This window comes from Stutzerimonas frequens (assembly GCF_024448335.1).
Taxonomy (GTDB): domain Bacteria; phylum Pseudomonadota; class Gammaproteobacteria; order Pseudomonadales; family Pseudomonadaceae; genus Stutzerimonas; species Stutzerimonas frequens.
The window spans coordinates 13284-35364 of the sequence record NZ_JAMOHM010000008.1 but is presented as its reverse complement, the minus strand read 5'-3'; the positions used below and the strand labels follow the sequence as shown (position 1 = coordinate 35364).

General features: G+C 66.4%; 22 protein-coding genes. 13 read left to right on the top strand and 9 right to left on the bottom strand.

All coding sequences use genetic code 11. The annotated features are described in order from the left end of the window. Positions 1 to 49: 49 nt before the first annotated feature. Genes zur through NAO55_RS12625 form a run of 4 tightly spaced genes read left to right on the top strand, consistent with a single transcriptional unit; the run spans position 50 to position 2597 of the window. On the top strand, positions 50 to 535 hold the full coding sequence (gene zur / locus NAO55_RS12640) for a zinc uptake transcriptional repressor Zur (RefSeq protein WP_063540294.1): 486 nt from the start codon (positions 50 to 52) through the stop codon (positions 533 to 535). Next, positions 532 to 1302, top strand: a complete 771-nt coding sequence (znuC, locus tag NAO55_RS12635) for a zinc ABC transporter ATP-binding protein ZnuC (RefSeq protein WP_102839142.1) — start codon at positions 532 to 534, stop codon at positions 1300 to 1302. The genes zur and znuC overlap by 4 nt, the downstream gene beginning before the upstream one ends. Positions 1303 to 1314: 12 nt before the next feature. After that, on the top strand, positions 1315 to 2100 hold the full coding sequence (gene znuB, locus NAO55_RS12630; RefSeq protein ID WP_102839141.1) for a zinc ABC transporter permease subunit ZnuB: 786 nt from the start codon (positions 1315 to 1317) through the stop codon (positions 2098 to 2100). Beyond that, entirely contained in the window at positions 2100 to 2597 is a 498-nt protein-coding gene (locus NAO55_RS12625) for a YgjP-like metallopeptidase domain-containing protein (protein ID WP_102839140.1), read from the top strand. The genes znuB and NAO55_RS12625 overlap by 1 nt, the downstream gene beginning before the upstream one ends. 240 nt (positions 2598 to 2837) lie before the next feature. Here the strand turns inward: NAO55_RS12625 and katE are convergent, their stop codons facing one another. Further along, a complete protein-coding gene (gene katE / locus NAO55_RS12620) occupies positions 2838 to 5012 on the bottom strand; it encodes a catalase HPII (RefSeq protein WP_256070210.1) in 2175 nt (724 codons plus the stop codon). A 224-nt stretch (positions 5013 to 5236) separates the two neighbouring features. Between katE and NAO55_RS12615 the strand changes: the two genes are divergently transcribed. Genes NAO55_RS12615 through NAO55_RS12605 form a run of 3 tightly spaced genes read left to right on the top strand, consistent with a single transcriptional unit; the run spans position 5237 to position 7741 of the window. Then, the gene (locus NAO55_RS12615; RefSeq protein WP_102839138.1) at positions 5237 to 6244 is read left to right on the top strand and encodes a methionine ABC transporter ATP-binding protein; all 1008 of its coding nucleotides are present in this window, start codon (positions 5237 to 5239) and stop codon (positions 6242 to 6244) included. Further along, on the top strand, positions 6244 to 6909 hold the full coding sequence (locus NAO55_RS12610; RefSeq protein WP_063540288.1) for a methionine ABC transporter permease: 666 nt from the start codon (positions 6244 to 6246) through the stop codon (positions 6907 to 6909). Before NAO55_RS12615 ends, NAO55_RS12610 begins: the two co-directional genes overlap by 1 nt. Positions 6910 to 6967: 58 nt before the next feature. After that, a complete protein-coding gene (locus tag NAO55_RS12605; protein WP_102839137.1) occupies positions 6968 to 7741 on the top strand; it encodes a MetQ/NlpA family ABC transporter substrate-binding protein in 774 nt (257 codons plus the stop codon). A 64-nt stretch (positions 7742 to 7805) separates the two neighbouring features. On the opposite strand, the gene NAO55_RS12600 is transcribed toward NAO55_RS12605, so the two are convergent. From NAO55_RS12600 to pbpG, 3 genes are all read right to left on the bottom strand, one after another. Further along, positions 7806 to 8423, bottom strand: coding sequence for an eCIS core domain-containing protein (locus tag NAO55_RS12600; RefSeq protein ID WP_102839136.1), 618 nt, complete (start codon positions 8421 to 8423; stop codon positions 7806 to 7808). 83 nt (positions 8424 to 8506) lie between these two features. Continuing rightward, positions 8507 to 10576 carry a maltose alpha-D-glucosyltransferase gene (treS, locus tag NAO55_RS12595; protein WP_063540285.1) on the bottom strand — a complete coding sequence of 690 codons (2070 nt, stop codon included), beginning with the start codon at positions 10574 to 10576 and terminating at the stop codon, positions 8507 to 8509. 416 nt (positions 10577 to 10992) lie between these two features. Beyond that, positions 10993 to 11931 (bottom strand): D-alanyl-D-alanine endopeptidase, encoded by a 939-nt coding sequence (pbpG, locus tag NAO55_RS12585; protein WP_102839135.1) that lies wholly within the window; start codon positions 11929 to 11931, stop codon positions 10993 to 10995. A 262-nt stretch (positions 11932 to 12193) separates the two neighbouring features. Here pbpG and NAO55_RS12580 point away from each other — a divergent pair, with 262 nt between their 5' ends. Together NAO55_RS12580 and NAO55_RS12575 are read left to right on the top strand one after the other, a co-directional pair. Then, positions 12194 to 12499: an ElaB/YgaM/YqjD family protein gene (locus tag NAO55_RS12580; RefSeq protein ID WP_102839134.1), complete on the top strand. Its 306-nt coding sequence runs from the start codon at positions 12194 to 12196 to the stop codon at positions 12497 to 12499. Positions 12500 to 12512: 13 nt separating this feature from the next. Further along, positions 12513 to 13124, top strand: a complete 612-nt coding sequence (locus NAO55_RS12575; RefSeq protein WP_102839133.1) for an NAD(P)-dependent oxidoreductase — start codon at positions 12513 to 12515, stop codon at positions 13122 to 13124. 78 nt (positions 13125 to 13202) lie between these two features. Here the strand turns inward: NAO55_RS12575 and aroE are convergent, their stop codons facing one another. Together aroE and hemF are read right to left on the bottom strand one after the other, a co-directional pair. Then, positions 13203 to 14015, bottom strand: a complete 813-nt coding sequence (gene aroE / locus NAO55_RS12570) for a shikimate dehydrogenase (RefSeq protein ID WP_102839132.1) — start codon at positions 14013 to 14015, stop codon at positions 13203 to 13205. A gap of 42 nt (positions 14016 to 14057) precedes the next feature. Then, positions 14058 to 14975, bottom strand: a complete 918-nt coding sequence (gene hemF, locus NAO55_RS12565; RefSeq protein ID WP_102839131.1) for an oxygen-dependent coproporphyrinogen oxidase — start codon at positions 14973 to 14975, stop codon at positions 14058 to 14060. A 153-nt stretch (positions 14976 to 15128) separates the two neighbouring features. On the opposite strand from hemF, the gene NAO55_RS12560 reads away from it, so the two are divergent. After that, the gene (locus NAO55_RS12560) at positions 15129 to 16106 is read left to right on the top strand and encodes an NADPH:quinone reductase (RefSeq protein ID WP_102839130.1); all 978 of its coding nucleotides are present in this window, start codon (positions 15129 to 15131) and stop codon (positions 16104 to 16106) included. Positions 16107 to 16160: 54 nt separating this feature from the next. On the opposite strand, the gene tsaC is transcribed toward NAO55_RS12560, so the two are convergent. From tsaC to NAO55_RS12545, 3 genes are all read right to left on the bottom strand, one after another. After that, positions 16161 to 16718: an L-threonylcarbamoyladenylate synthase type 1 TsaC gene (gene tsaC / locus NAO55_RS12555; protein ID WP_102839129.1), complete on the bottom strand. Its 558-nt coding sequence runs from the start codon at positions 16716 to 16718 to the stop codon at positions 16161 to 16163. A gap of 150 nt (positions 16719 to 16868) precedes the next feature. Next, positions 16869 to 17963, bottom strand: a complete 1095-nt coding sequence (gene dprA / locus NAO55_RS12550; RefSeq protein ID WP_102839128.1) for a DNA-processing protein DprA — start codon at positions 17961 to 17963, stop codon at positions 16869 to 16871. Positions 17964 to 18048: 85 nt separating this feature from the next. Further along, positions 18049 to 19074: a LysM peptidoglycan-binding domain-containing protein gene (locus tag NAO55_RS12545; RefSeq protein WP_063540276.1), complete on the bottom strand. Its 1026-nt coding sequence runs from the start codon at positions 19072 to 19074 to the stop codon at positions 18049 to 18051. A gap of 148 nt (positions 19075 to 19222) precedes the next feature. Between NAO55_RS12545 and def the strand changes: the two genes are divergently transcribed. Genes def through rsmB form a run of 3 tightly spaced genes read left to right on the top strand, consistent with a single transcriptional unit; the run spans position 19223 to position 22045 of the window. Next, complete coding sequence (gene def, locus NAO55_RS12540; protein WP_102839127.1) at positions 19223 to 19729, top strand: peptide deformylase; 507 nt, start codon at positions 19223 to 19225, stop codon at positions 19727 to 19729. Positions 19730 to 19781: 52 nt separating this feature from the next. After that, complete coding sequence (fmt, locus tag NAO55_RS12535; protein WP_102839126.1) at positions 19782 to 20726, top strand: methionyl-tRNA formyltransferase; 945 nt, start codon at positions 19782 to 19784, stop codon at positions 20724 to 20726. Then, positions 20723 to 22045, top strand: coding sequence for a 16S rRNA (cytosine(967)-C(5))-methyltransferase RsmB (rsmB, locus tag NAO55_RS12530; protein ID WP_102839125.1), 1323 nt, complete (start codon positions 20723 to 20725; stop codon positions 22043 to 22045). The genes fmt and rsmB overlap by 4 nt, the downstream gene beginning before the upstream one ends. Positions 22046 to 22081: the final 36 nt, after the last annotated feature.

The following is a 22081-nucleotide window of genomic DNA, read 5'->3' as shown; positions in this document are numbered from 1 at the left end:
GGGTTGAATTGGTACATAATAACGTCTCTCCCCCAACACGTCGCCGCCCATGTCCAAGACCCCGCTGGCCTGTACGCCTCACGATCACGACCACTGCGTCAGCCACGCGCTGGCCGAAGCCGACAGCCTCTGCGCGCGCCAGGGTGTGCGCCTGACCGCACTGCGCAAGCGCGTGCTGGAGCTGGTCTGGCAGAGCCACAAGCCGCTCGGCGCCTATGACATCCTCGCCGTGCTGAGCGAGCAGGACGGCCGCCGCGCCGCGCCACCCACCGTCTATCGTGCGCTGGACTTCCTCTTGGAGAACGGCCTGGTCCACCGCATCGCCTCGCTCAATGCCTTCGTTGGCTGCAATCATCCGGAGCATCCGCACCAGGGCCAGTTCCTCATCTGCCGTCTCTGCCACACCGCCATCGAACTGGAGCGTCCGGCCATCGCCGAGGCCATCGACAGCGCCGCCAGTAGTGTCGGCTTCACCGTCGAAGGTCAGACCGTGGAAGTCGTCGGGCTCTGCTCGAACTGCCGGAACGCCGCATGAGCGAGGTACTGCTGCGGCTGGATGACATCCACGTGCGCTTCGCCAACCAGAATGTGCTGGAAGGCGCGCACTTGCAGGTGCATCGCGGCGAGATCGTCACCCTGATCGGCCCCAACGGTGCCGGCAAGACCACCCTGGTGCGCGCCGTGCTCGGCCTGCTCAAGCCCGATCGCGGCCAGGTCTGGCGCAAGCCGAAGCTGCGCGTCGGCTACATGCCGCAGAAGCTGCACGTCGACCCCACCCTGCCCTTGTCGGTGCTGCGCTTCCTGCGCCTGGTACCCGGTGTCGACCGCGCCCGTGCCCTCGCAGCGCTGGGTGAAGTCGGTGCCGAGCATGTCATCGACAGCCCGCTGCAGAAGATTTCCGGCGGCGAGATGCAGCGCGTGCTGCTCGCCCGCGCGCTGCTGCGCGAGCCGGAGTTGCTGGTACTCGACGAGCCGGTGCAGGGCGTCGACGTCGCCGGCCAAGCCGAGCTGTACCGGTTGATCGGTGTATTGCGCGACCGCTACGGCTGCGGCGTGCTGATGGTCTCCCACGACCTGCATCTGGTGATGAGTGCCACCGATCAGGTGGTCTGCCTGAACCGCCACGTCTGCTGCTCGGGGCATCCGGAACAGGTCAGCAGCGACCCGGCCTTCGTCGAGCTGTTCGGCCAGGATGCGCGCAGCCTGGCGATCTACCACCACCAGCACGATCACAGCCACGACCTGCACGGCAGCGTGGTGATCGGCAAACCCCACGTCCACGGCCCGGACTGCAAGCACTAGACAGAGCATCAGATGCCCGATTTCCTTCTCAACGCCCTGCTCGCCGGCCTGGCCCTGGCGCTGGTCGCCGGCCCGCTCGGCTCCTTCGTCGTCTGGCGGCGCATGGCCTATTTTGGCGACACGCTGTCCCACGCCGCGCTGTTCGGCGTCGCCCTCGGGCTGATGCTGGACGTCAACCTGACGCTGGCGGTGGCCGTCGGCTGCGTGCTGCTCGCCCTGCTGCTGGTGACCCTGCAACAGCGCCAGCCGCTGGCCTCCGACACCCTGCTCGGCATCCTCGCGCACAGCACGCTGTCGCTCGGCCTGGTGTCGCTGAGCTTCATGGATGACGTGCGCATCGACCTGATGGGCTATCTGTTCGGCGATCTGCTCGCCGTCGGGCCGAGCGATCTGGCCTGGATCATCGGCGGCAGCGCCCTGGTGCTGCTGATGCTGATTCCGCTGTGGCGGCCGCTGCTGGCGATCACCGTGCACGAGGAGCTGGCCAAGGTCGAAGGCCTGCCAGTGGCCGGCATCCGCCTGGCGCTGATGCTGCTGATCGCCGTGGTGATCGCCGTGGCGATGAAGATCGTCGGCGTGCTGCTGATCACCTCGCTGCTGATCATTCCCGCCGCCGCGGCCCAGCGCCATGCGCGCACGCCGGAGCAGATGGCCCTTGGCGCCAGCGTGCTGGGTATCGTCGCGGTATGCCTGGGCCTGACGCTGTCCTGGTACGAAGACACCCCGGCTGGGCCGTCCATCGTGGTCAGCGCCGCCGCGCTTTTCCTGCTCAGCTTCGCCTGGCCGAAACGCGCCTGATGACCGATCTCAAGTACCTGCGCGGCTACCCCGAGCCGCTGCTGGCTCAGGTGCGCCAGCTGATCGCCGAGGACCGTCTGGGCGATTACCTGCAGCGGCGCTATCCCGGCCGGCATCAGGTGCAGAGCGACAAGGCGCTGTACGGCTACGTGCAGACGCTCAAGCAGGAGTACCTGAAAAGCACGCCGCCGATCGACAAGGTGCTCTACGACAATCGGCTGGACCTGACCCATCGCGCGCTGGGCCTGCATACCGCGGTGTCACGGGTGCAGGGCGGCAAGCTCAAGGCAAAGAAGGAAATCCGCGTCGCCGCACTGTTTCGCGAGGCGGCGCCGGAGTTTCTGCAGATGATCGTGGTGCACGAGCTCGCCCATCTGCGTGAAAGCGAGCACAACCGTGCCTTCTACAAGCTCTGCGAGCACATGCTGCCGGGTTACGGGCAGATCGAGTTCGACCTGCGGCTGTTCCTGCATTGGCGGGAGCTGCAGAGCGGCTGACGAGGCGCCCGGCGTGGATGGCTGCGGCCATCCACCCTGCGTATGACCCGGATTGGTCGTATGCGGAGCACAGACAGGCCGGCGATCTGACCGAAAACCGCGCCACGCTGGGCTGAAGCCGCCCTACAGGTGCAGCCCTCGACCGTAGGGTGCGCTTCAGCCCACCACCCCCGCTGCCACGCCAGGCGACGTACCCGGCACCGAGTGGATGGCTTCGGCCATCCACCCTACGCTGATCCTTTACGCCGGGATCGTTGCCGCTGCGGCCTCGCGGGCCCAGACCCGATGCTGGCCGAGCGCCTGGGCGAAGTTGCCGAACACCCCATCCACATCATCGCCTTCCAGCAACCCGGCATCCGGAGTGAGGTTCAGCGACGCCAGTAGCGGCCGTGCCGCACCGAGCACCACGATGGGTTTCAGATGCTTGTAGGTCTCCAGCAGGTAATGCTTGGCCTCGCCGGACTTGGCCATGGCCGCCGCCGCATCGGCACCCCCGGGGACGAACACCGCGTCGAACATCACCGACGGCATGCCATCCATCGCGGCATCGACCGGCAGCATCTGGCCGTCCGCGGTTTTTACCGGGGCCGGCGACGGGCCGATGACCTTGGCCAGCGCGCCCTGCTCGGCCAGCTTGGCCTTGAACGCATCGATCGCCGCACCATCGACGCCGTTGGCCACCAGGATCGCCACCTTGCGCGACTTGATATTGCCCGGTACGTGATTCATCAGGCTCAGCGCCGGCGAACTCTGCGGGGTTGGCGTCTTCGGCGTCACGGTCGGCGCGCTCGGCACCGGCAGGCCGAGGTTCTCGGCGACGCGGCGGGCCAGCTCCAGGTCGATGTTGGCGAGGATTTCATTGACCTGCCGCTCGCGGATGAACACCCGCTCCACCTTGCCCAGCTCGAAAGTGTAGGCGCCGATGATGTGCTCCTTCTCCGGCTCGCTCATGCTATTCCAGAACAGCGTGGCCTGGGAGAAATGGTCGCCGAAGGATTCGCTGCGGTTGCGGATCTTGTGCCCCTCGACCCGCTCGGGATAGCTCTCGAAGCCGCCGCCCTGGGCCGCCGGCGGGGTTTCCTTGGGCCAGCCGCTGTCGATCGAGTTGGGCTCGTAGTTGGCGCGGCCCTTGTTGATCGTCTGGCGATGGAAGGCGTCGCGCTGGTTGTTGTGGAACGGGCACAGCGGGCGGTTGATCGGGATCTCGTGGAAGTTCGGCCCACCGAGACGCAGCAGCTGGGTGTCGGTGTAGGAGAACAGCCGGCCCTGCAGCAGCGGGTCATTGGTGAAGTCGATGCCCGGCACGATATGGCCGATGTGGAAGGCGGCCTGCTCGGTCTCGGCGAAGAAGTTGTCCGGATTACGGTTGAGGGTCATCTTGCCGAGCTTCTGCACCGGCACCAGCTCCTCGGGGATGATCTTGGTCGGGTCGAGCAGGTCGAAGTCGAACTTGTGCTCGTCGGCCTCCTCGACCACCTGCACGCCCAGCTCCCACTCGAAGTAGTCGCCCATCTCGATGGACTCCCACATGTCGCGGCGGTTGAAGTCCGGGTCCTTGCCGGCGATCTTCAGCGTCTCGTCCCAGACCAGCGAGAAGGCGCCGGCCACCGGCTTCCAGTGGAACTTGACGAAGCGGCTGACGCCCTCGGCATTGATCAGGCGGAAGGTGTGCACGCCGAAGCCTTCCATCGCCCGATAGCTGCGCGGCAGGGCGCGGTCGGACATGGTCCAGAGCACCATGTGTGCGGACTCAGGCGTCAGCGAGACGAAATCCCAGAAGCTGTCGTGGGCCGATTGCGCCTGCGGGATCTCGTTGTGCGGCTCGGGTTTGACCGCATGGACGAAGTCCGGAAACTTGATCGCGTCCTGAATGAAGAACACCGGCATGTTGTTGCCGACCAGGTCGAAATTGCCCTCGTCGGTGTAGAACTTGGTGGCGAAGCCGCGCACGTCGCGCACGGTGTCCGCCGAGCCGCGCGAGCCCTGCACGGTGGAGAAGCGCACGAATACCGGCGTCTCCTTGCCTTCGGCAGCGAGAAAAGAGGCCTTGGTCAGCCAGCTGTGGTCGGCGTAGCTCTGGAACACGCCGTGCGCCGCGGCACCGCGCGCGTGCACGATGCGCTCGGGAATGCGCTCGTGGTCGAAGTGGGTGAGCTTCTCGCGCATGATGAAGTCTTCGAGCAGCGAGGGCCCACGGCCGCCGGCCTTGAGTGTGTTCTGGTTGTCGGCGATCTTCACGCCCTGATTGGTGCGCAGCGCCTCGCCAGAGGCGTCGCTGCGAAACGCTTCCAGCTGGTCGAGCTTGGCATTGTGATTGGCGCGGTCGACGGTGTCGGTACCGGCCAGCTCGCTCTGTTGCGGGGTCTTGTCGGTCATGGTGGGCCTCCGTTTGCGGTGAGCGGTACCGCGAACGATCGGCCCGGAACGCGGGCAGACACATGATCGATTCACGGCGTACCGGTTAGTGACCCCATTGATCGCTGCAAGGTTGCCGCCTGCGACGATTTGCTTTGCCTATCAGCGCCATGGATTTGCTCAATCGCAGCGGCGCAGGCGAGCGACGTCGCCGGCAAACGGGTAGAATGCCGGGCTTTCGCCGATCATCCCGGCAACAAACGTCGCACCCACAAGGTTCGCCCGTGATCGAATTCCATCAAGTCCATAAAACCTATCGGACCGCCGGCCGCGATATTCCCGCGCTGCAACCGACGCAGCTGGAAATCGCCTCCGGTGAAGTGTTCGGTCTGATCGGCCATTCCGGCGCCGGCAAGAGCACGCTGCTGCGCCTGATCAACCGCCTCGAGGAGCCCTCCGGCGGACGCATCCTGGTCAACGGCGAGGACGTCACCGCGCTGGATGCCGACGGCCTGCGGCGCTTCCGCCAGCGCGTCGGGATGATCTTTCAGCACTTCAACCTGCTGATGTCCAAGACGGTGGCCGACAACGTCGCCATGCCGCTGCGCCTGGCCGGCGTCCGCTCGCGCAGCGAGATCGACGCCCGCGTCGCCAGCCTGCTCGAACGCGTCGGGCTCAAGGACCATGCACGCAAGTACCCGGCACAGCTCTCCGGCGGCCAGAAGCAGCGCGTCGGCATCGCCCGCGCGCTGGCCACCGAGCCGAGCATCCTGCTCTGCGACGAGGCCACCAGCGCGCTGGACCCGCAGACCACTGCCTCGGTGCTGCAACTGCTGGCCGAGATCAACCGCGAGCTGAAGCTGACCATCGTGCTGATCACCCACGAGATGGACGTGATCCGCCGCGTCTGCGACCGCGTGGCGGTGATGGATGCCGGTGCCATCGTCGAACAGGGGCCGGTCACTGAGGTGTTCCTGCACCCGAAGCACCCGACCACCCAGCGCTTCGTGCTGGAAGACGAGGCGATGGACGAAGGCGAGTTGCACGACGATTTCGCCCATGTGCCGGGCCGCATCCTGCGCCTGACCTTCCAGGGCGACGCCACCTACAAGCCGCTGCTAGGCACCGTCGCCCGTGAAACCGGGGTCGACTACAGCATCCTGTCCGGGCGCATCGACCGCATCAAGGACACCCCCTACGGCCAGCTCACCCTGGCGCTGATCGGCGGTGACATGAGCGCGGCGATGAGCCGCCTGCAGGCGGCCGACGTGCACGTGGAGGTACTGCGCTGATGGATGCTCTGTTCACCAACGTAGATTGGTACGAAATCTGGCTGGCCACGCTGGACACCCTGCTGATGCTCGGCGGCTCGCTGCTGTTCACCATTCTGCTCGGCCTGCCGCTGGGCGTGCTGCTGTTTCTCAGCGGTCCGCGCCAGCTGTTCGAGAACGGCCCGCTGTACGCCGCGCTGTCGTTCGTGGTCAACGTGCTGCGCTCGCTGCCGTTCATCATTCTGCTGATCGTGATGATTCCCTTCACCGTGCTGATCACTGGCACCTCGCTGGGCGTGGCCGGAGCCATCCCGCCGCTGGTGGTAGGTGCCGCGCCGTTCTTCGCGCGGCTGGTGGAGACCGCGCTGCGCGAGGTCGACCGCGGCATCATCGAGGCGACCCAGGCGATGGGCGCGACGACGCGGCAGATCATCTTCAGCGCATTGCTGCCGGAAGCGCGTCCGGGCATCATCGCCGCCATTACCGTCACGGCCATCACCCTGGTGTCCTACACCGCGATGGCCGGTGTGGTGGGTGCCGGCGGCCTCGGCGATCTGGCCATCCGCTTCGGCTACCAGCGTTTCCAGACCGACGTGATGGTGGTCACCGTGGTCCTGCTGCTGGTACTGGTGCAGGTGCTGCAAAGCGTCGGCGACAGGCTGGTCACCCACTTTTCGCGCAAATGAACCGCAACCAGGGCGAGCGAACCTTCGCACCCCGCTCAACTCCTGAAGGAACCGAACGATGAAGAAACTGATTGCCGCCCTGGCCACCGTCGCCGCATTTTCCGCCCAGGCCGCCGAAACCCTGACCGTCGCCGCCACCGCCGTGCCGCACGCCGAGCTGCTGGAATTCGTCAAGCCGCAGCTGGCCGAGCAGGGCGTCGAACTGAACGTGAAGGTCTTCACCGACTACGTGCAGCCAAACATCCAGGTCGCCGAGAAACGTCTGGACGCCAACTTCTTCCAGCACCAGCCGTATCTGGATGAGTTCAACAAGGGCAAGGGCACCAATCTGGTCAGCGTCGCTGGCGTGCACATCGAGCCCTTCGGCGCCTACTCGAGCAAGGTCAAGTCGCTGGACGAGCTGGCCAACGGCGCCACCGTAGTCATCCCCAACGACGCCACCAACGGCGGTCGCGCCCTGCTGCTGCTGGCCAAGGCCGGCGTGATCACGCTGAAAGACGGCGCCGGCATCACCGCCACGCCGAAGGACATCGCCGAGAACCCGAAGAACATCAAGATCCGCGAACTGGAAGCCGCGACCCTGCCGCGCGTGCTGACCCAGGTCGACCTGGCGCTGATCAACACCAACTACGCGCTGGAAGCCAAGTTGAATCCGACCCAGGACGCCCTGGTCATCGAAGGCAGCGACTCGCCGTACGTGAACATCCTGGTCGCCCGTCCGGACAACAAGGACAGCGATGCCATGCAGAAGCTGGCCGCCGCGCTGCATAGCGAGCAAGTGCGCCAGTTCATCAAGGAGAAGTACAAGGGCGCCGTCGTCCCGGCGTTCTGAGCCTGACCGCGCAAGCTGCGTCAGAAACCCCGCCTCGGCGGGGTTTTTCATTTCCGGACGGATGTTATTGCTGGGGTGAGCGCCGCGCTCCCGACTCGCGCAAGGCCTCTTCCACCTCACGCTCCAGCGCATAGGCCGGGCGCTCCACGGCACGGAAATCCTGCGTATAGCGCCGGGCGAATTCGGCGACGCCCCAGTCCAGATATTGCTCGACGTGCTTGAGCTCATGGGCCCAGAGCGCGACGTTGTCCCGGGCATCTTCCTCGTGGCGGAAGACGATGACGTCGATCAGTGTCACGGCATTGACGTCCGGGTTGCGCAGCAGGGTGTTGCCGGCATTCAGCACCACCTCATCGCCGACGCGAAAATGCGCACTCTCCAGCACGGCAAGATCGAAATACGGCTCGAGCTGCGAGCGGATGTGCAGCGGTATCGGCTCGACACCACCGGCCACCAGGCGGTCGCGCGACTGCTGGATCCAGCTCTGCAGGCCCAGCGTGGCCATGCGCTGCACCCGGTCGTAGACGGCCTGAGGATCGCTGGCGGCGGCGGGCATGCAGAGGCAGGCGCCGCTCAGGCAGATTGGCTGCTGCCCGGGCGGGCAAGCGGTTTGTGCCCATACGGGCAGGGCAAGCAGCGCCAACTGCAGCAGCGCAAGGCGCAAAAGCGAAGTGAACGACACGGAATGGTCTCGGCGGCGAGGGCGATGCGCGCCCCAGGCGCTGCGCACTATAGCCGTGCGGCCGGGGCACGCGAAGAGGGCGCTCAGATCACCGGCGGCGCGGCGCTCACCACACGCAGGGCGAGGCCCTCGTACGGGTCGAGATTGATCTGCAGCTCGCAATCGTCGCTGAGGTCACCCTCCACGCTCTCATGGATGATGTCCACCACCGCGCCGGGCGCCACGCCGGGCAGGCAGATGGTCTCGCTGATCGGCTCGGCGCCGAAGTTCAGCGCGGTGAGCTGTACGCCCCTGCCGGCAGGCAGCTCGTGAACCATCACCAGGAGTCCTGGTGCCTGCACATCGGGAATCAGGATCTGCTTGCTGGCAGCGATGTCGTAGGCCTGGCGCACGCTGAGGATGCGCTTGAGCTGGCAGGCGAAGGAGCCTGGCCGCTGCAGCTGCTCGGCCAGGCTGCCGTACAGCGAGCGGGCCTTGGGCAGGCCTTCGGCGGAGACCGACGCCTCCGGCGCCAGATCGGCGAGGTCATAGCCGCCGCGATTGATCCAGCGGGTATCGCCGTCGCCCATCAGGTGTTCGACCTGCTCGGGCGCCAGCGGCAGGGCGCCGACCAGGTCCCAGCCGGAAAGGGCGAACACGCCGGGCTGCATGGCATTGAACATCACCAGCAGGATGTGCAGACGCTGGATCTGCTCCACCTCGGCCGGGCCGATGGCGTCCAGGTCGCGAATGTTCAGCGCCGCGGCGATCACGCTGGCGGTGGTGCAGGAAACCCCGTTGGTGACGAACTTGAGGTTGTACGGCGCGTGCTCGCCGGTCAGCCGCTCGTACATTTCCTCGCGGATATGTTCGCGCAGGTGGCCGCCGGGCAGGGTCTGGCCCTTGTAGTGGTAATGGTCGTAGGCGTGCAGCGTCCAGAAGTGCACCAGCTCCAGGGTCAGTTCGTCATGGTTCTGCAGCGCATGGATCAGCGACGCCGGGTCGATGCCGAAGGCGTGCACCTCGCGCAGCATCATGCGCAGGAATTCGGTATCGCCGGTGAGCAGCGCGTGGTGATAGGCCGGGCGGGTGATGAAGTCATAGGACAGATCGGCCCCGCCGTGGGACATGGCGGCGATGTCGTCGATGGTCAGGTTCAGCTCCTGGAAGCTGAAGCCGCCGGCCTTGCGGATCGCCCCGGCAAGCAGCTGGTTGCCGGTGACGGACAGCGGGTGGCCCTCCGACCAGGCAGTGCCCTCGGCACGCCGCTCGACGCCAAGGAAACCGTTGGCATCCAGGCGCAGCACCCGCGCCCCAGCGACGTCGATGGCATGCAGCGCATCGCCGATGATCAGCTGCTGGGCGGCGAAGGTCGGGTCGAGCCAGTTCAGCGACGGCTGGCCCTCCTTGAAGTAGTGCAGATAGACCCAGCGACGCACCTTGCCGTCGACCCCGGTGACCTCGCCGGTGACGCTCCAGTCGGTGTCCTTGATGCCCGGCTCGAAGAAGATCACTCGCTGCAGCTGGCCGACGATGTAGTGCTTTTCCTTGAGCCGGTCGACCACCGGCGGCAGCAGGTTGACCGAATCACGCCCGGCCGGCACCTCGGGCAGCAGCTCCCAGTCCTCCTCGCGGATTTCCACCATGTGGTACAGCCCGGGGTAGTCGCCATAGGCCATTTCCGCGAGGCGAAAGTCGGCACCCTTGCCGGTGTGTGCCGGCACGATGTCGTCGATGACGATGGCGTTGTGCGCCGCGGCCACCCGGCTGAGCTGCAGCATCTGCTCCTCGGTCCCCAGGCTCGGGTCGATATCGAAGCTGATGCGGTCGAAGTTGCCGTCGATGGTCGGGGTGAACTCGCGTCCGCGCAGGCCACCGGAACGCTTCATCGGCCCGTTGTGGATGCCCTGCACGCCGAGTTCGGAGAGCGCACTCCAGAGGCGATCGTCACCGAGGGCCTCGAGTACCGTGCCGCCTTCCGGCGTGATGATGGCCGCCGGATAGGCGGTGAACCACACCGAGGCGATGGCGCTGGCATCGCGCGGGCGGGCCTGGGCGTAGGGCCGCTGCCAGAGCCGCGCCTGGCCGGCGTAATGGCGCGACCGCTCGCGCGCCGCGTGCAGCATGGACTGGTCCACCAGCCATTGGATATAGCTATCGTCTGGGGTGCTCATTCGACGTCGGTTCCCACTCTGCTAAGGGAAATGTAGTCGTTTGAGTCAGCTGCACCGTCATCGTTGCATCGGATCGTCTGTCGAGGCTATTCGCTCCAGCTGGGACGGCCGGGCATTCCGCGCGACCCGTGACCTGACGCGCCGTGGCCGAGCACGCAGGCGCCGCCAGCCCGGCAGCACACCACTGAAGGCAATTACCAGCAGGCCGGCGCTGAACGCCAGCAGCAGTGCTGACCAGGCGGGGAACGACGGCATCGTCATCGGCGACCCGATCAGGCGCAGGTGCGAATGGCGTTCATGACAGGAACGACGCTCAGCAAAAAAGAGTTGAGCAAACTCAAGAATGCTCGCCGATCGTCAGGTCAGTCGGTCAGGTTCGCTGCGCGACGCCATCGTCACGCAGCGAACGGCGGACCTCAGCGGGCGTCGAGCAGCGCCTGCGCCGCATCGGCGGGCTGGCCGGCCAGCTGGCGCTGCGCCTGCTTCTGCTGCTTGTAGGCCAGCGCCGCGGCAGGTACCGGCGTCACGGTGCCGGTTTCCAGCCACTTCTTCAGCCGGTTGGCGTCGGCCATGTGGGTGTACTTGCCGAACGCGTCGAGCACCACGAAGGCCACCGGGCGCTGCTTCATGGTGGTGTTCATCACCAGGCAATGGCCGGCAGCATTGGTGAAGCCGGTCTTGCTCAGCTGGATGTCCCAGTTGTTCTTGCGCACCAGGGCGTTGGTGTTGCGAAAGCCCAGGGTGTAGTTGGGCTTACGGAAAGCCACGGTCTTCTCGCCGGTGGTGCTGAACTGCTGGATCAGCGGGTACTGGCGGCTGGCGCGGATCAGCTTGACCAGGTCGTTGGCACTGGAGACATTGCGTTCGGAAAGGCCGGTGGGCTCGACGTAGTGCGTGCGGGTCATGCCCAGCGCCCGCGCCTTGGCATTCATCGCCTGGATGAAGGCCGAGTAGCCGCCCGGGTAGTGGTGGGCGAGGCTCGCCGCCGCGCGGTTCTCGGAGGACATCAGGGTCAGCAGCAGCATTTCGCGGCGGCTGATCTCGCTGCCGATGCGCACGCGCGAGAACACGCCCTGCATTTCCTTGGCCTCGCGGATGGTCACCGGCAACTCCTGGTCCAGCGGCAGCTTGGCATCGAGCACGACCATGGCGGTCATCAGCTTGGTCACCGAGGCGATCGGCACAACCATGTCCGGATTGCTGGAATAGAGCACTTCGTTGGTCTTCAGATCGACCAGCAGGGCGCTGCCGGAAGCGAGCTCCTGCATGGCCGGCTTGGCGGCCTGGACATGGGCGAGCGGCAACGTGGCCAGGCAGGTGAACAACAGGCTGGCCAACGTACGATGAAATTTCACGATTGGTTTCCCCGCGATGAAGGGGCACGGGACGCGGAATGCGCCGCAGTAGACGACCCCCTGTGGACAATGTGACGCAGTATAGGGAATCGCCTGGCGACTCGCCTGCAGCCGATGAACGATTCGTCGGAAGCAGTACCGGTGTAACGGCCGAACCGAGACACCTTGTCGCGCCATTCGGGCTGCCGGGCCAAGGTCCCGGGCCGCACCTCTGCGGATTCTCGAGGTCAAACGCTCACACTTACCGAGGGGAGGTCCCGCCATGTTCAGCCACAAGCCCACCACCCGAGAAGAAGTCCAACGCGAGATCGACAGCCTGATGCGTGCGCTCGACGAGCTCAAGCACGATGCCAGCCGCGACTCCCGTCATCGCCTCAACACCCTGCGCTCGCGCGCCGAGTCGCTCTGGCACGACCAGCACTGGGACGAGCACTATGCCGACCTGTCCCGGCGCACCCGTGAAGCCAGCCGCGCCGCGCGCGACTGTGCCAAGGAGCATCCGCTGGGCACCCTGGCCCTGGCCGCTGGCGCCTTCGCCCTGATCGGCTACCTAGTCAGCCGCCGCTGACCGGCCACGCGCCATGCTCAACGCCGAAACGCCACGGCTCAAGTTCGCCGTCTACGGTGCGCATGACAATCTCGGCAGCGCGCTGCTGGTCGAGCTGCTCAGCCGCCAGCACGAGGCCGTGGCGCTATTGGACGATCTCAACTCCTTATCCGCCCGGCCGGGTCTGCGGACCAAGCCGGGCGACCTGTTCGATCCACTGAGCGTCAGCGAAAGCGTGGCAGGGATGGATGCGGTGATCTGCCTGTACCACACGCCGCGCCTGCCCAGCACCGATGCCATCACCGGCGAGTCGCCGCGGCGCGATTTCTACCAGGCGGTGGAGGCATTACTGCTCGGGCTGCAGCGGGTCGGCGTCGAGCGGCTGCTGCTGATCGCCGACTTTCCGGCCATCGAGCGGCAACCGGAAGTCGAGGCCGCCCTGCAGCGACTCGCTGCCCACCCCCTCGACTGGACACTGGTGGATGCGCCGCCGGCCGGCAACCAGCTGACCGTCGAGGCACTAGCCGAGGCCGCTGGCAAGGGCGAGGCCAATCCCTACCGCGACTTGCAGCGCATCGCCGCCGGCATCGTCGACGAGCTGGAACGTCCGCAGCACCTGCACCAGCGCATCCATTTCCGCAGCTAGCGGCCGTTCTGTCAGTTGCTCATGGTCCAGGATTGAGCAGCGCAACGGTCAGCGAGACGTGACCGCGCCAAAAGTTCTTCAGCCCAACTGCCGCCGTAGTTCGGCCAGTACCGGCGAGGTATTCGGGCGCACGCCACGCCAGAGCTCGAAGGCTTCCGCCGCCTGCTCCACCAGCATGCCCAACCCGTCGCGGGTGGTCGCGCCCAGCGCCGCGGCCCAGCGGCAGAACGGCGTCGGCTCGGCGCTGTACATCATGTCGTAACAGAAGGTCCGGCCGGTATTGATCAGGCTGTCGGCCAGCGGTGGCAGCTCGCCGCCAAGGCTGGCCGACGTGCCGTTGACGATCAAATCGACCGGTTCGGCAAGTTCGGTGAAGCCGCGGGCGGACAACGGCCCGAGTTCGGCGAACTCCTGCACCAGCTGCTCGGCCTTGCTCGTCGTGCGGTTGGCAATGATCAATTCAGCCGGCCGATGCGCCAGCAGCGGTGCCAGCACGCCGCGCACCGCTCCACCGGCGCCGAGCAGCAGGATGCGCTGCCCGCTCAGGGCCAGGCCGGCATTGAGCAGGTCGGCGACCAGCCCGGCGCCATCGGTGTTGTCTCCGAGCAGGCGCCCATCCTCCAGCTTCTTCAGGGTGTTCACCGCACCGGCGCGGCGGGCGCGCTCGGTCAGCTCATCGGCCATGCGATAGGCCTGCTCCTTGAACGGTACGGTCACGTTAGCGCCCAAACCGTCGCGAAAGAACGCCCGAGCGTACGCCGGGAAGTCATCTAGCGGCGCCAGCAGCGGCTCATAGCTCAGCTCCTGGCCGGTCTGCGCGGCGAACAGCGTGTGAATCTGCGGTGACTTGCTGTGGCCGATGGGGTTGCCGAAGACGCCGTAGCGGTCCATGGGTGAATCCTTGCTGTGTGGGGTGCAGGTAGCAGTCGAAGGTCAGGGCTGCTCGGCCAGCCAGTCGCGGTCCTTGAGGAAATACTCGGTCAGCCGCGCTTCCGGCGAACCCGGCTCGGGGTGCTTGTCATAGCCCCAGGCCACCTGCGGCGGCAACGACATCAGGATGGATTCGGTGCGCCCGCCGGACTGCAGGCCGAACAGCGTGCCGCGGTCGTAGACCAGGTTGTATTCGACGTAGCGGCCGCGGCGCAGCAGCTGGAACTGTCGCTCGCGCTCGCCGAACGGCGTGGCCTTGCGCCGCTGGACGATGGGCAGGTAGGCGTCGAGATAGGCATCACCGACCGCGCGCATGAAGGCGAAGCTGGTGTCGAAATCCCACTGGTTCAGGTCGTCGAAGAACAACCCGCCGACGCCGCGCGGCTCATGGCGGTGCTTGATGTGGAAATAGCGATCGCACCATTCCTTGTAGCGCGGATAGACATCCGCACCGAACGGCGCGCAGGCGTCCCGCGCGACCCGGTGCCAGTGCACGCAGTCTTCTTCGGCGCCGTAGTAGGGCGTCAGGTCGAAGCCACCGCCGAACCACCAGACAGGTTCCTCGCCTTCCTTCTCGGCGATGAAGAAGCGCACGTTGGCATGGGACGTGGGCACATACGGATTGTGCGGGTGGATCACCAGCGACACACCAAGCGCCTCGAAGCCGCGCCCGGCCAGCTCCGGGCGATGGGCACTGGCCGAAGGCGGCAGGCTGTCGCCATGCACATGGGAGAAGTTCACTCCGCCTTTCTCGATCAGCGCGCCATTCTCGATCACCCGCGTCCGGCCGCCACCGCCACCAGGCCGCGTCCAGGCATCCTCGACGAAGCGCGCACCACCGTCTTCGGCCTCCAGGGCGGCACAGATTCGGTCCTGCAGATCGAGCAGATAGGCTTTGACGGCTTCGGTCCTGTCGTTCACGAAATCACCTTGCGAATGACCGCACGCAGCCAGCGGCGCATGGCTGAGCGGTGCTTGAAACGGGGGTCGGCCGGCAAGCATAGCATCAGCCCGATTGACGAACGCAGCCCCGGCGGGTTGGATAGGCGCTCTTTCAACGTCCAGGAGCCAGACATGTCCCAGCGCATCCAATTCAGCCAGCACGGCGGTCCCGAAGTCCTGGAACAGGTCGATGTGCCTCTCGGCGCGCCGGCTGCGGGCGAGGTACGGGTGCGCAATCACGCCATCGGCCTGAACTTCATCGACACCTATTTCCGCAGCGGCCTGTACCAGCCGCCGAGCCTGCCGTCCGGCCTGGGCACCGAGGGTGCCGGCGTGGTCGACGCGGTGGGCGAGGGCGTGCAGCACCTGCAGCCCGGCGACCGGGTCGCCTATGCCACCGGCCCGCTGGGTGCCTATGGCGAGTACCACACGCTGCCGGCTCGGCACCTGGTCAAACTGCCGGACGCAATCAGCTACGAGCAGGCGGCCGCGGCCATGCTCAAGGGCCTGACCTGCCAGTATCTGCTGCGCCAGGTTCACCCGCTGCAGGCCGGCGAGACCGTGCTGTTCCATGCCGCCGCTGGCGGGGTCGGCTCCATCGCTTGCCAATGGGCGCGTGCCCTCGGGGCCCGGCTGATCGGCGTAGTGGGTTCCGCGGAGAAGGCCGAGCGAGCCAAGGCCCTCGGCGCCTGGGCCACCATCGACCGCAGCCGCGAGGACGTGGTGCAGCGCGTGCTGGAGCTGACCGAAGGCAGGAAGTGCCCGGTGGTCTACGACTCGGTGGGCAAGGACAGCTGGGAAATCTCCCTGGACTGCGTCGCCCCCCGCGGCCTGCTGGTCAGCTTCGGCAACGCCTCCGGGGCCGTCACCGGGGTGAACCTGGGTGTGCTGGCGCAGAAGGGCTCGCTGTTCGTCACCCGGCCGATCCTGGCCGGCTACGCCGACACCCCGGAACGCCTGCAGGCCATGGCCGATGAACTGTTCGAGATGATCGGCGGCGGCAAGATCCAGGTCGAGATCGGCCAGCGCTATCCGCTCAGCGAAGCGGCCGAAGCCCAGCGCAAACTGGCGGCGGGGGAAACCACCGGATCGACCATTCTGCTGCCCTGACGCCGCGCCGGCTGCCCTTATAGGGGCAGCCGCTCAGCGGGTTTCAGCGCCGGTTCAGGCCGGACGAATCACCTCGCCGGTGCGCAGATCGCGAATGACGCTGGGGTTGCGCCGTCCACCCAGCGGGCCGCTGAACACGGCATCGAGCTGACGCGGGAAATATTGCTCGACCCGCAGCCGCGAGCGCGCCGCGGGCCGACCGGCCGGGTTGGCCGAGGTCGACACCAGCGGACCGGTCAGCGCGCAGAGACGCTTGACCAGCGGATGATCGGTAACGCGAAGGGCGACGCTGTCATGCCGCCCGGTGATCCACTCGGGCAAGCGGCCACGATGCGGTACCAACCAGGTATTCGGCCCCGGCCAGGTTCCGGCCAGGCGATCGAGCCAACGCTCGGGTAGATCGTCCAGCAAGAAATCGAACTGCTCGACGGTATCGGCGATCAGGATCAGGCCTTTCTCCACCGGCCGCTCCTTGAGCGCCAGCAAGCGCAGCACGGCGTCTTCGTCCCAGGGATCACAACCCACACCCCAGACCGCTTCGGTCGGGTAGGCGATCACCCCGCCGGCCCGCACCACCCGCGCCACCTGCTGCACACGCCAATCGCCAATCATGCCGACCTCTGCCTGGATGAAAAGCCGGCAGTGTACCCAACGCGCCTTGTACCGAGCAGGGGGCGCCTGAACTGTTTCGCAACAAGCTGCAACTGGCAGGCCGCACCTGAACCAGCAAATGGATCAGGCCGCACCCATCGCTACGAAGGGTTAGTGCACAAGCACTGACCAGAGGCCGTTGTCGCAAGCGACCCGGCCTTCCACCTCGAGTTCGGTCAGCTGCGCCAGCAACTGGCCCAGCGGCTGATCGAGCGCCATGGCCAATGCTTCGCTGCTACGCGGCGCGGCCAGTAGCTCGCGTAACAGCGGGTTGTCCGGTGTCGGCGCTGGGTCTGCGGCGGCAGGCAACTCGACGCGCTGCCAGCCACGCAGGGCTTCGAGCACATCGTCGACCGACTCTACCAGCGCGGCACCCTGGCGGATCAGCTGATGGCAACCACGGGCGCCGGGATGATGGATCGAACCGGGAATCGCATAGACTTCACGGCCCTGCTCGGCAGCGAGCCGCGCGGTGATCAGCGAACCACTGGACGGACTCGCCTCGACCACCAGCACACCCAGCGAAAGGCCGCTGATGATGCGATTGCGCCGCGGAAAGTTGCTTGCCTGCGGTGGGCAGTCCAGCGGCAACTCGGACACCAGCGCACCACCTCCGTCGAGGATCTGCTGGGCAAGGCCGACGTGACGCTGCGGATACAGCCGTTCGAGGCCGGTACCGAGCACCGCGACGGTCTTGCCGCCCGCTTCCAGCGCGCCCTGGTGCGCGGCGCCGTCGATGCCCAGCGCCAGACCGCTGGTGATGACGAAGCCACCAGCAGCCAGACTGCGTGCGAACGCCCGGGCATTGTCCAGACCGTGGCGCGAGGCGCGACGACTACCCACCATCGCCAGCTGTGGCCGATCGAGCAATGCCGCATGTCCGGCGATGAACAGCAGGGGTGGCGCATCCGGCAATTCAGCCAGCAGGGCAGGGTAGTTGGGATCGTCCCAACAGAGCAGATGCTGGTCCGGCTGCTCCAGCCAGGCGAGGGCGGCACTGGCGCGCTCGCGAATCTCACTGCTGCGGCGCGGTTCGGCGCAGCTGGCCGGCAGGCCCAGCGAGCGCCAGGCGCTAGCCGGTGCGCTGAGTGCCGAAGCGGCATCGGGAAAGGCGCTCAGCAACTTGCGCAAACGACGCGGTCCCAGCTCGGGCAGCAGATGCAGACGCAGCCGAGCTTCCAGCTCGGCAGGGGATATGGCAGGCATGGTGAACACTCCTTGTCTCGTTGCACCGCATCCATGCGGTGTTGGCACAGCATGAAAAAGCCCCGCTTTCGCGGGGCTCTCTTGTTCAGGGGTTACGAACCTTGTCGCTCACCGCCAGTGAGCGGGTGGCCTGCAATATCAGGCCGTAGCTGAGCTTGTCGTAGGTGCGGAACACCATCAGCAGACCGGAACGCTCGTCCGGAATCTTCACGTTTTCGCCGGTCACGCGATCGCGCACGGTTTCGCCGGTCTTGTACACCGCCAGCACGTTGCCGTCCTGCAGACCGTCACGAGCACCCTTGTTCAGCGTGACCACGTCGAACTGGCCGATCTGGGTGACGCCACGCGGTACATCGAGAATTACACCTTCGACCTGGGTGGACGGGGCGCTCGGCATGAAGGTGGAGTTGACCGCACGCTCCTCGCCGGGGAACAGGCGATCACCGATGCGCGCTTCCTGGGTGGTACGGGTCAGCTGCATGGTGGCGATGTCGCCTTCGATCTCGAGGATCTCGACGGAGCCGACATCGTCGGCGTTGATGCCGAGGAACTCGCCGGTTTCCGGATCGAGGTAGGTCTTGCCCTGGCGGAAGATGCCGTAGGCCGGCATGTTCGCCTCGAATGCGCCGCGGCCGTAGATGCGATCACCGGCACCGCTGATCACCCGCTCGGCATTGCCGGCGACGATGTACGGCGCGCCCTGGAACTGCTCGGCAGTGTCGACGATGCGGTTGCTCAGCAGGAAGCTGTTGATCGCCTCCAGTGGAATGGTCGGGATGGCTTCGGCCATTGGCGTGGTGCGCACGGTGGGCGACAGTTTGATGGTGCCGCGCGAGGCGCCGCGGTCCAGAACCAGTCGCGGCTGGCCGTCAACGTAGACCAGGCTCAGGGTGTCGCCGGGATAGATCAGATGAGGGTTGGCGATCTGCGGGTTGGCATGCCACAGCTCTGGCCATTTCCACGGCTCGCGCAGGAAGCGGCCGGAGATGTCCCAGAGTGTGTCGCCCTTCACCACGGTATAGCGCTCCGGATGATTGTCCTTGAGCTGCACCGCGGCCTGCGCGAGCCCGCCGACGGCCACCAGGAGCAGGGCGAGTAGTGATTTCCTCATGTGGTGAATCCCTTTATTATGTGCCTTCACGTAAAGCGCCCTAGCGCCGCGGAACCCTTGTGGATCGCGGCATTAAGCCGTTTTCCATGCTGCTCGGCATCTTAGCAGCGGCTTTTGACTTTATTCCATAAGTGCATCACAAACGCATATGGCCATTCTGAACATCCTTGAATTTCCCGATCCGCGGCTGCGCACCATCGCCAAACCGGTGGATGTGGTCGATGACGAGATCCGTCAGCTGATCGATGACATGTTCGAGACCATGTACGAGGCTCCGGGCATCGGCCTGGCCGCGACGCAGGTCAATGTGCACAAGCGCGTGGTGGTGATGGACCTGTCCGAAGACCGGTCCGAGCCGCGGGTTTTCATCAATCCCGAATTCGAATCGCTGACCGACGAGATGGACCAGTATCAGGAAGGCTGTCTGTCGGTCCCGGGCTTCTACGAGAACGTCGATCGTCCGCAGAAGGTGCGCATCAAGGCACTGGATCGCGACGGCAAGCCCTACGAGCTGGCCGCCGAAGGCCTGCTTGCGGTGTGCATCCAGCACGAATGCGATCACCTCAACGGCAAACTGTTCGTCGACTACCTGTCCAGCCTCAAGCGCGACCGGATCAAGAAGAAGCTGGAAAAGATCCACCGCCAGCAGGCTTGATTCCCGAACCTCGAAGGCTTGCTACGGCAAGCCTTTTTCTTAGCGAGCCTCCATGACCCAGCCCTTGCGCATCGTTTTCGCCGGCACCCCGGAATTCGCCGCCCAGCACCTGCAGGCCCTGCTCGATGCGGGCAAGTCGATCGTTGCCGTCTACACCCAGCCGGATCGCCCCGCCGGTCGCGGCCAGAAGCTGATGCCCAGCCCGGTCAAGCAGCTCGCGGTGCAGCACGACATCCCGGTATTCCAGCCGCAGACGCTGCGTGACCCGGCTGCGCAGGCACAGCTGGCAACCCTGCAGGCGGACCTGATGGTGGTGGTCGCCTACGGCCTGATCCTGCCGCAGGCGGTGCTCGACCTGCCGCGCCTGGGCTGCATCAACAGCCATGCCTCGCTGTTGCCGCGCTGGCGTGGTGCCGCGCCGATCCAGCGCGCCATCGAGACCGGTGACAGCGAATCCGGCGTCACCGTGATGCAGATGGAAGCGGGCCTGGACACCGGTCCGATGCTGCTCAAGGTCAGCACGCCGATCGGTGACGACGACACCGGCGGCTCGCTGCACGACCGTCTCGCCTTGCTCGGCTCGCAAGCCGTGGTGCAGGCCGTCGACGCCCTGGCCGCTGGCACCCTGACGCCCGACGTACAGGACGACAGTCTGGCCACCTATGCGCACAAGCTGAGCAAGGACGAGGCGCGCATCGACTGGACGCGCCCGGCCGTCGAGCTGGAGCGGCTGATCCGCGCCTTTCATCCCTGGCCGATCTGCCACAGCACGCTGGCCGGCGAAACGCTGAAGATTCACGCGGCGCGGCTCGGCGAAGGCCGCGGCGAGCCCGGCCGCATCCTCGAAGCGAGCAAGGAAGGACTGACGGTTGCCTGCGGCAGCGGCGCCCTGCGCCTGACCCGCCTGCAGCTGCCTGGCGGCAAACCGCTAGGCTTCGCCGACCTGTACAACAGCCGCCGCGAGCAGTTCGCCGCCGGCCAGGTCCTCGGCCAATGAATCCGCGCCTGGCGGCGGCCCGTGCGCTGAGCGTCGTGCTGTCGGGCAAGGCCTCGCTGGGCAGCAGCCTGCCCGAGGTGCTCGGCAAGGTCGATGCGCGCGATCGCGGCCTGACCCAGGAGCTGGCCTTCGGCACTGCACGCTGGCAACTGCGGCTGGCCGGGCTGGCCAACAAGCTGTTGCAGAAGCCGTTCAAGGCCGCCGACCGCGATGTCGAAGCATTGCTGCTGGTCGGCCTCTATCAGCTGTTGCATACCCGCATCCCAGCCCATGCCGCCATCGGCGAAACCGTCGGTTGCGTCGACAAGCTGAAGAAGCCCTGGGCCAAGGGCCTGCTCAATGCCGTGCTGCGCCGCGCGCAGCGCGAAGGCGAAGCGCTGCTGGTAGAACTGGAACACGACCCGGTGATTCGCGTCGCCCATCCGCGCTGGTTGCAGAAGGCGCTCAAGGCGCACTGGCCCGAGCACTGGGAAGCCATCTGCGCGGCCAATAACGCGCACCCGCCGATGATGCTGCGGGTCAATCGCCGGCAGGTCAGCCGGGACGCCTATCTGGCTGAATTGCAGGCCGCTGGAATCGAGGCCCATTCGTGCGAGTTCAGTGAGGACGGCATCCGTCTGGCCGCGCCGTGCGATGTACACCAACTGCCGGGCTTCGCCGAAGGACGGGTCAGCGTGCAGGACGAGGCCGCCCAGCTGGCCGCCGGGCTGCTCGATCTGGCGCCCGGCCAGCGCGTGCTGGACGCCTGCTGCGCGCCGGGCGGCAAGACCTGCCACCTGCTTGAGCGCGAGCCGCAGTTGGCCGGACTGATCGCTCTGGATCTCGAGCCCAAGCGTCTGGCACGGGTGCAGGAGAATCTCGCGCGCCTGCAGCTCGATGCCGAGCTGGTCGCCGCCGATGCCCGCGCTACCGCGCAGTGGTGGGATGGCAAGCCATTCCAGCGCATCCTGCTCGATGCGCCGTGCTCGGCCACCGGCGTGATCCGCCGACATCCGGATATCAAGCTGACCCGCCAGGCCGAGGACATCGCCCCGCTGGCCGCCCTGCAGGGCGAGATGCTCGATGCGCTGTGGCCGACGTTGGAGGTCGGCGGCGTGCTGCTCTACGCCACCTGCTCGGTGCTGCCGACCGAGAACCGCGAGGTGATCGGCGCCTTCCTCGAGCGCACACCGGGCGCGCGCGAGCTGGATCTGCCGCCTGGCTTCGGCCTGACGCAGCCGCACGGCCGCCAGCTGCTGCCGCAGCAGGACGGCCACGATGGCTTCTACTATGCCAAGCTGATCAAGATCGCGGCGCAGCCACGTGGCGTCAGTGGCTGAGTCGAAACCCCAGCGCATTGCGCGCGGGCCAAACAT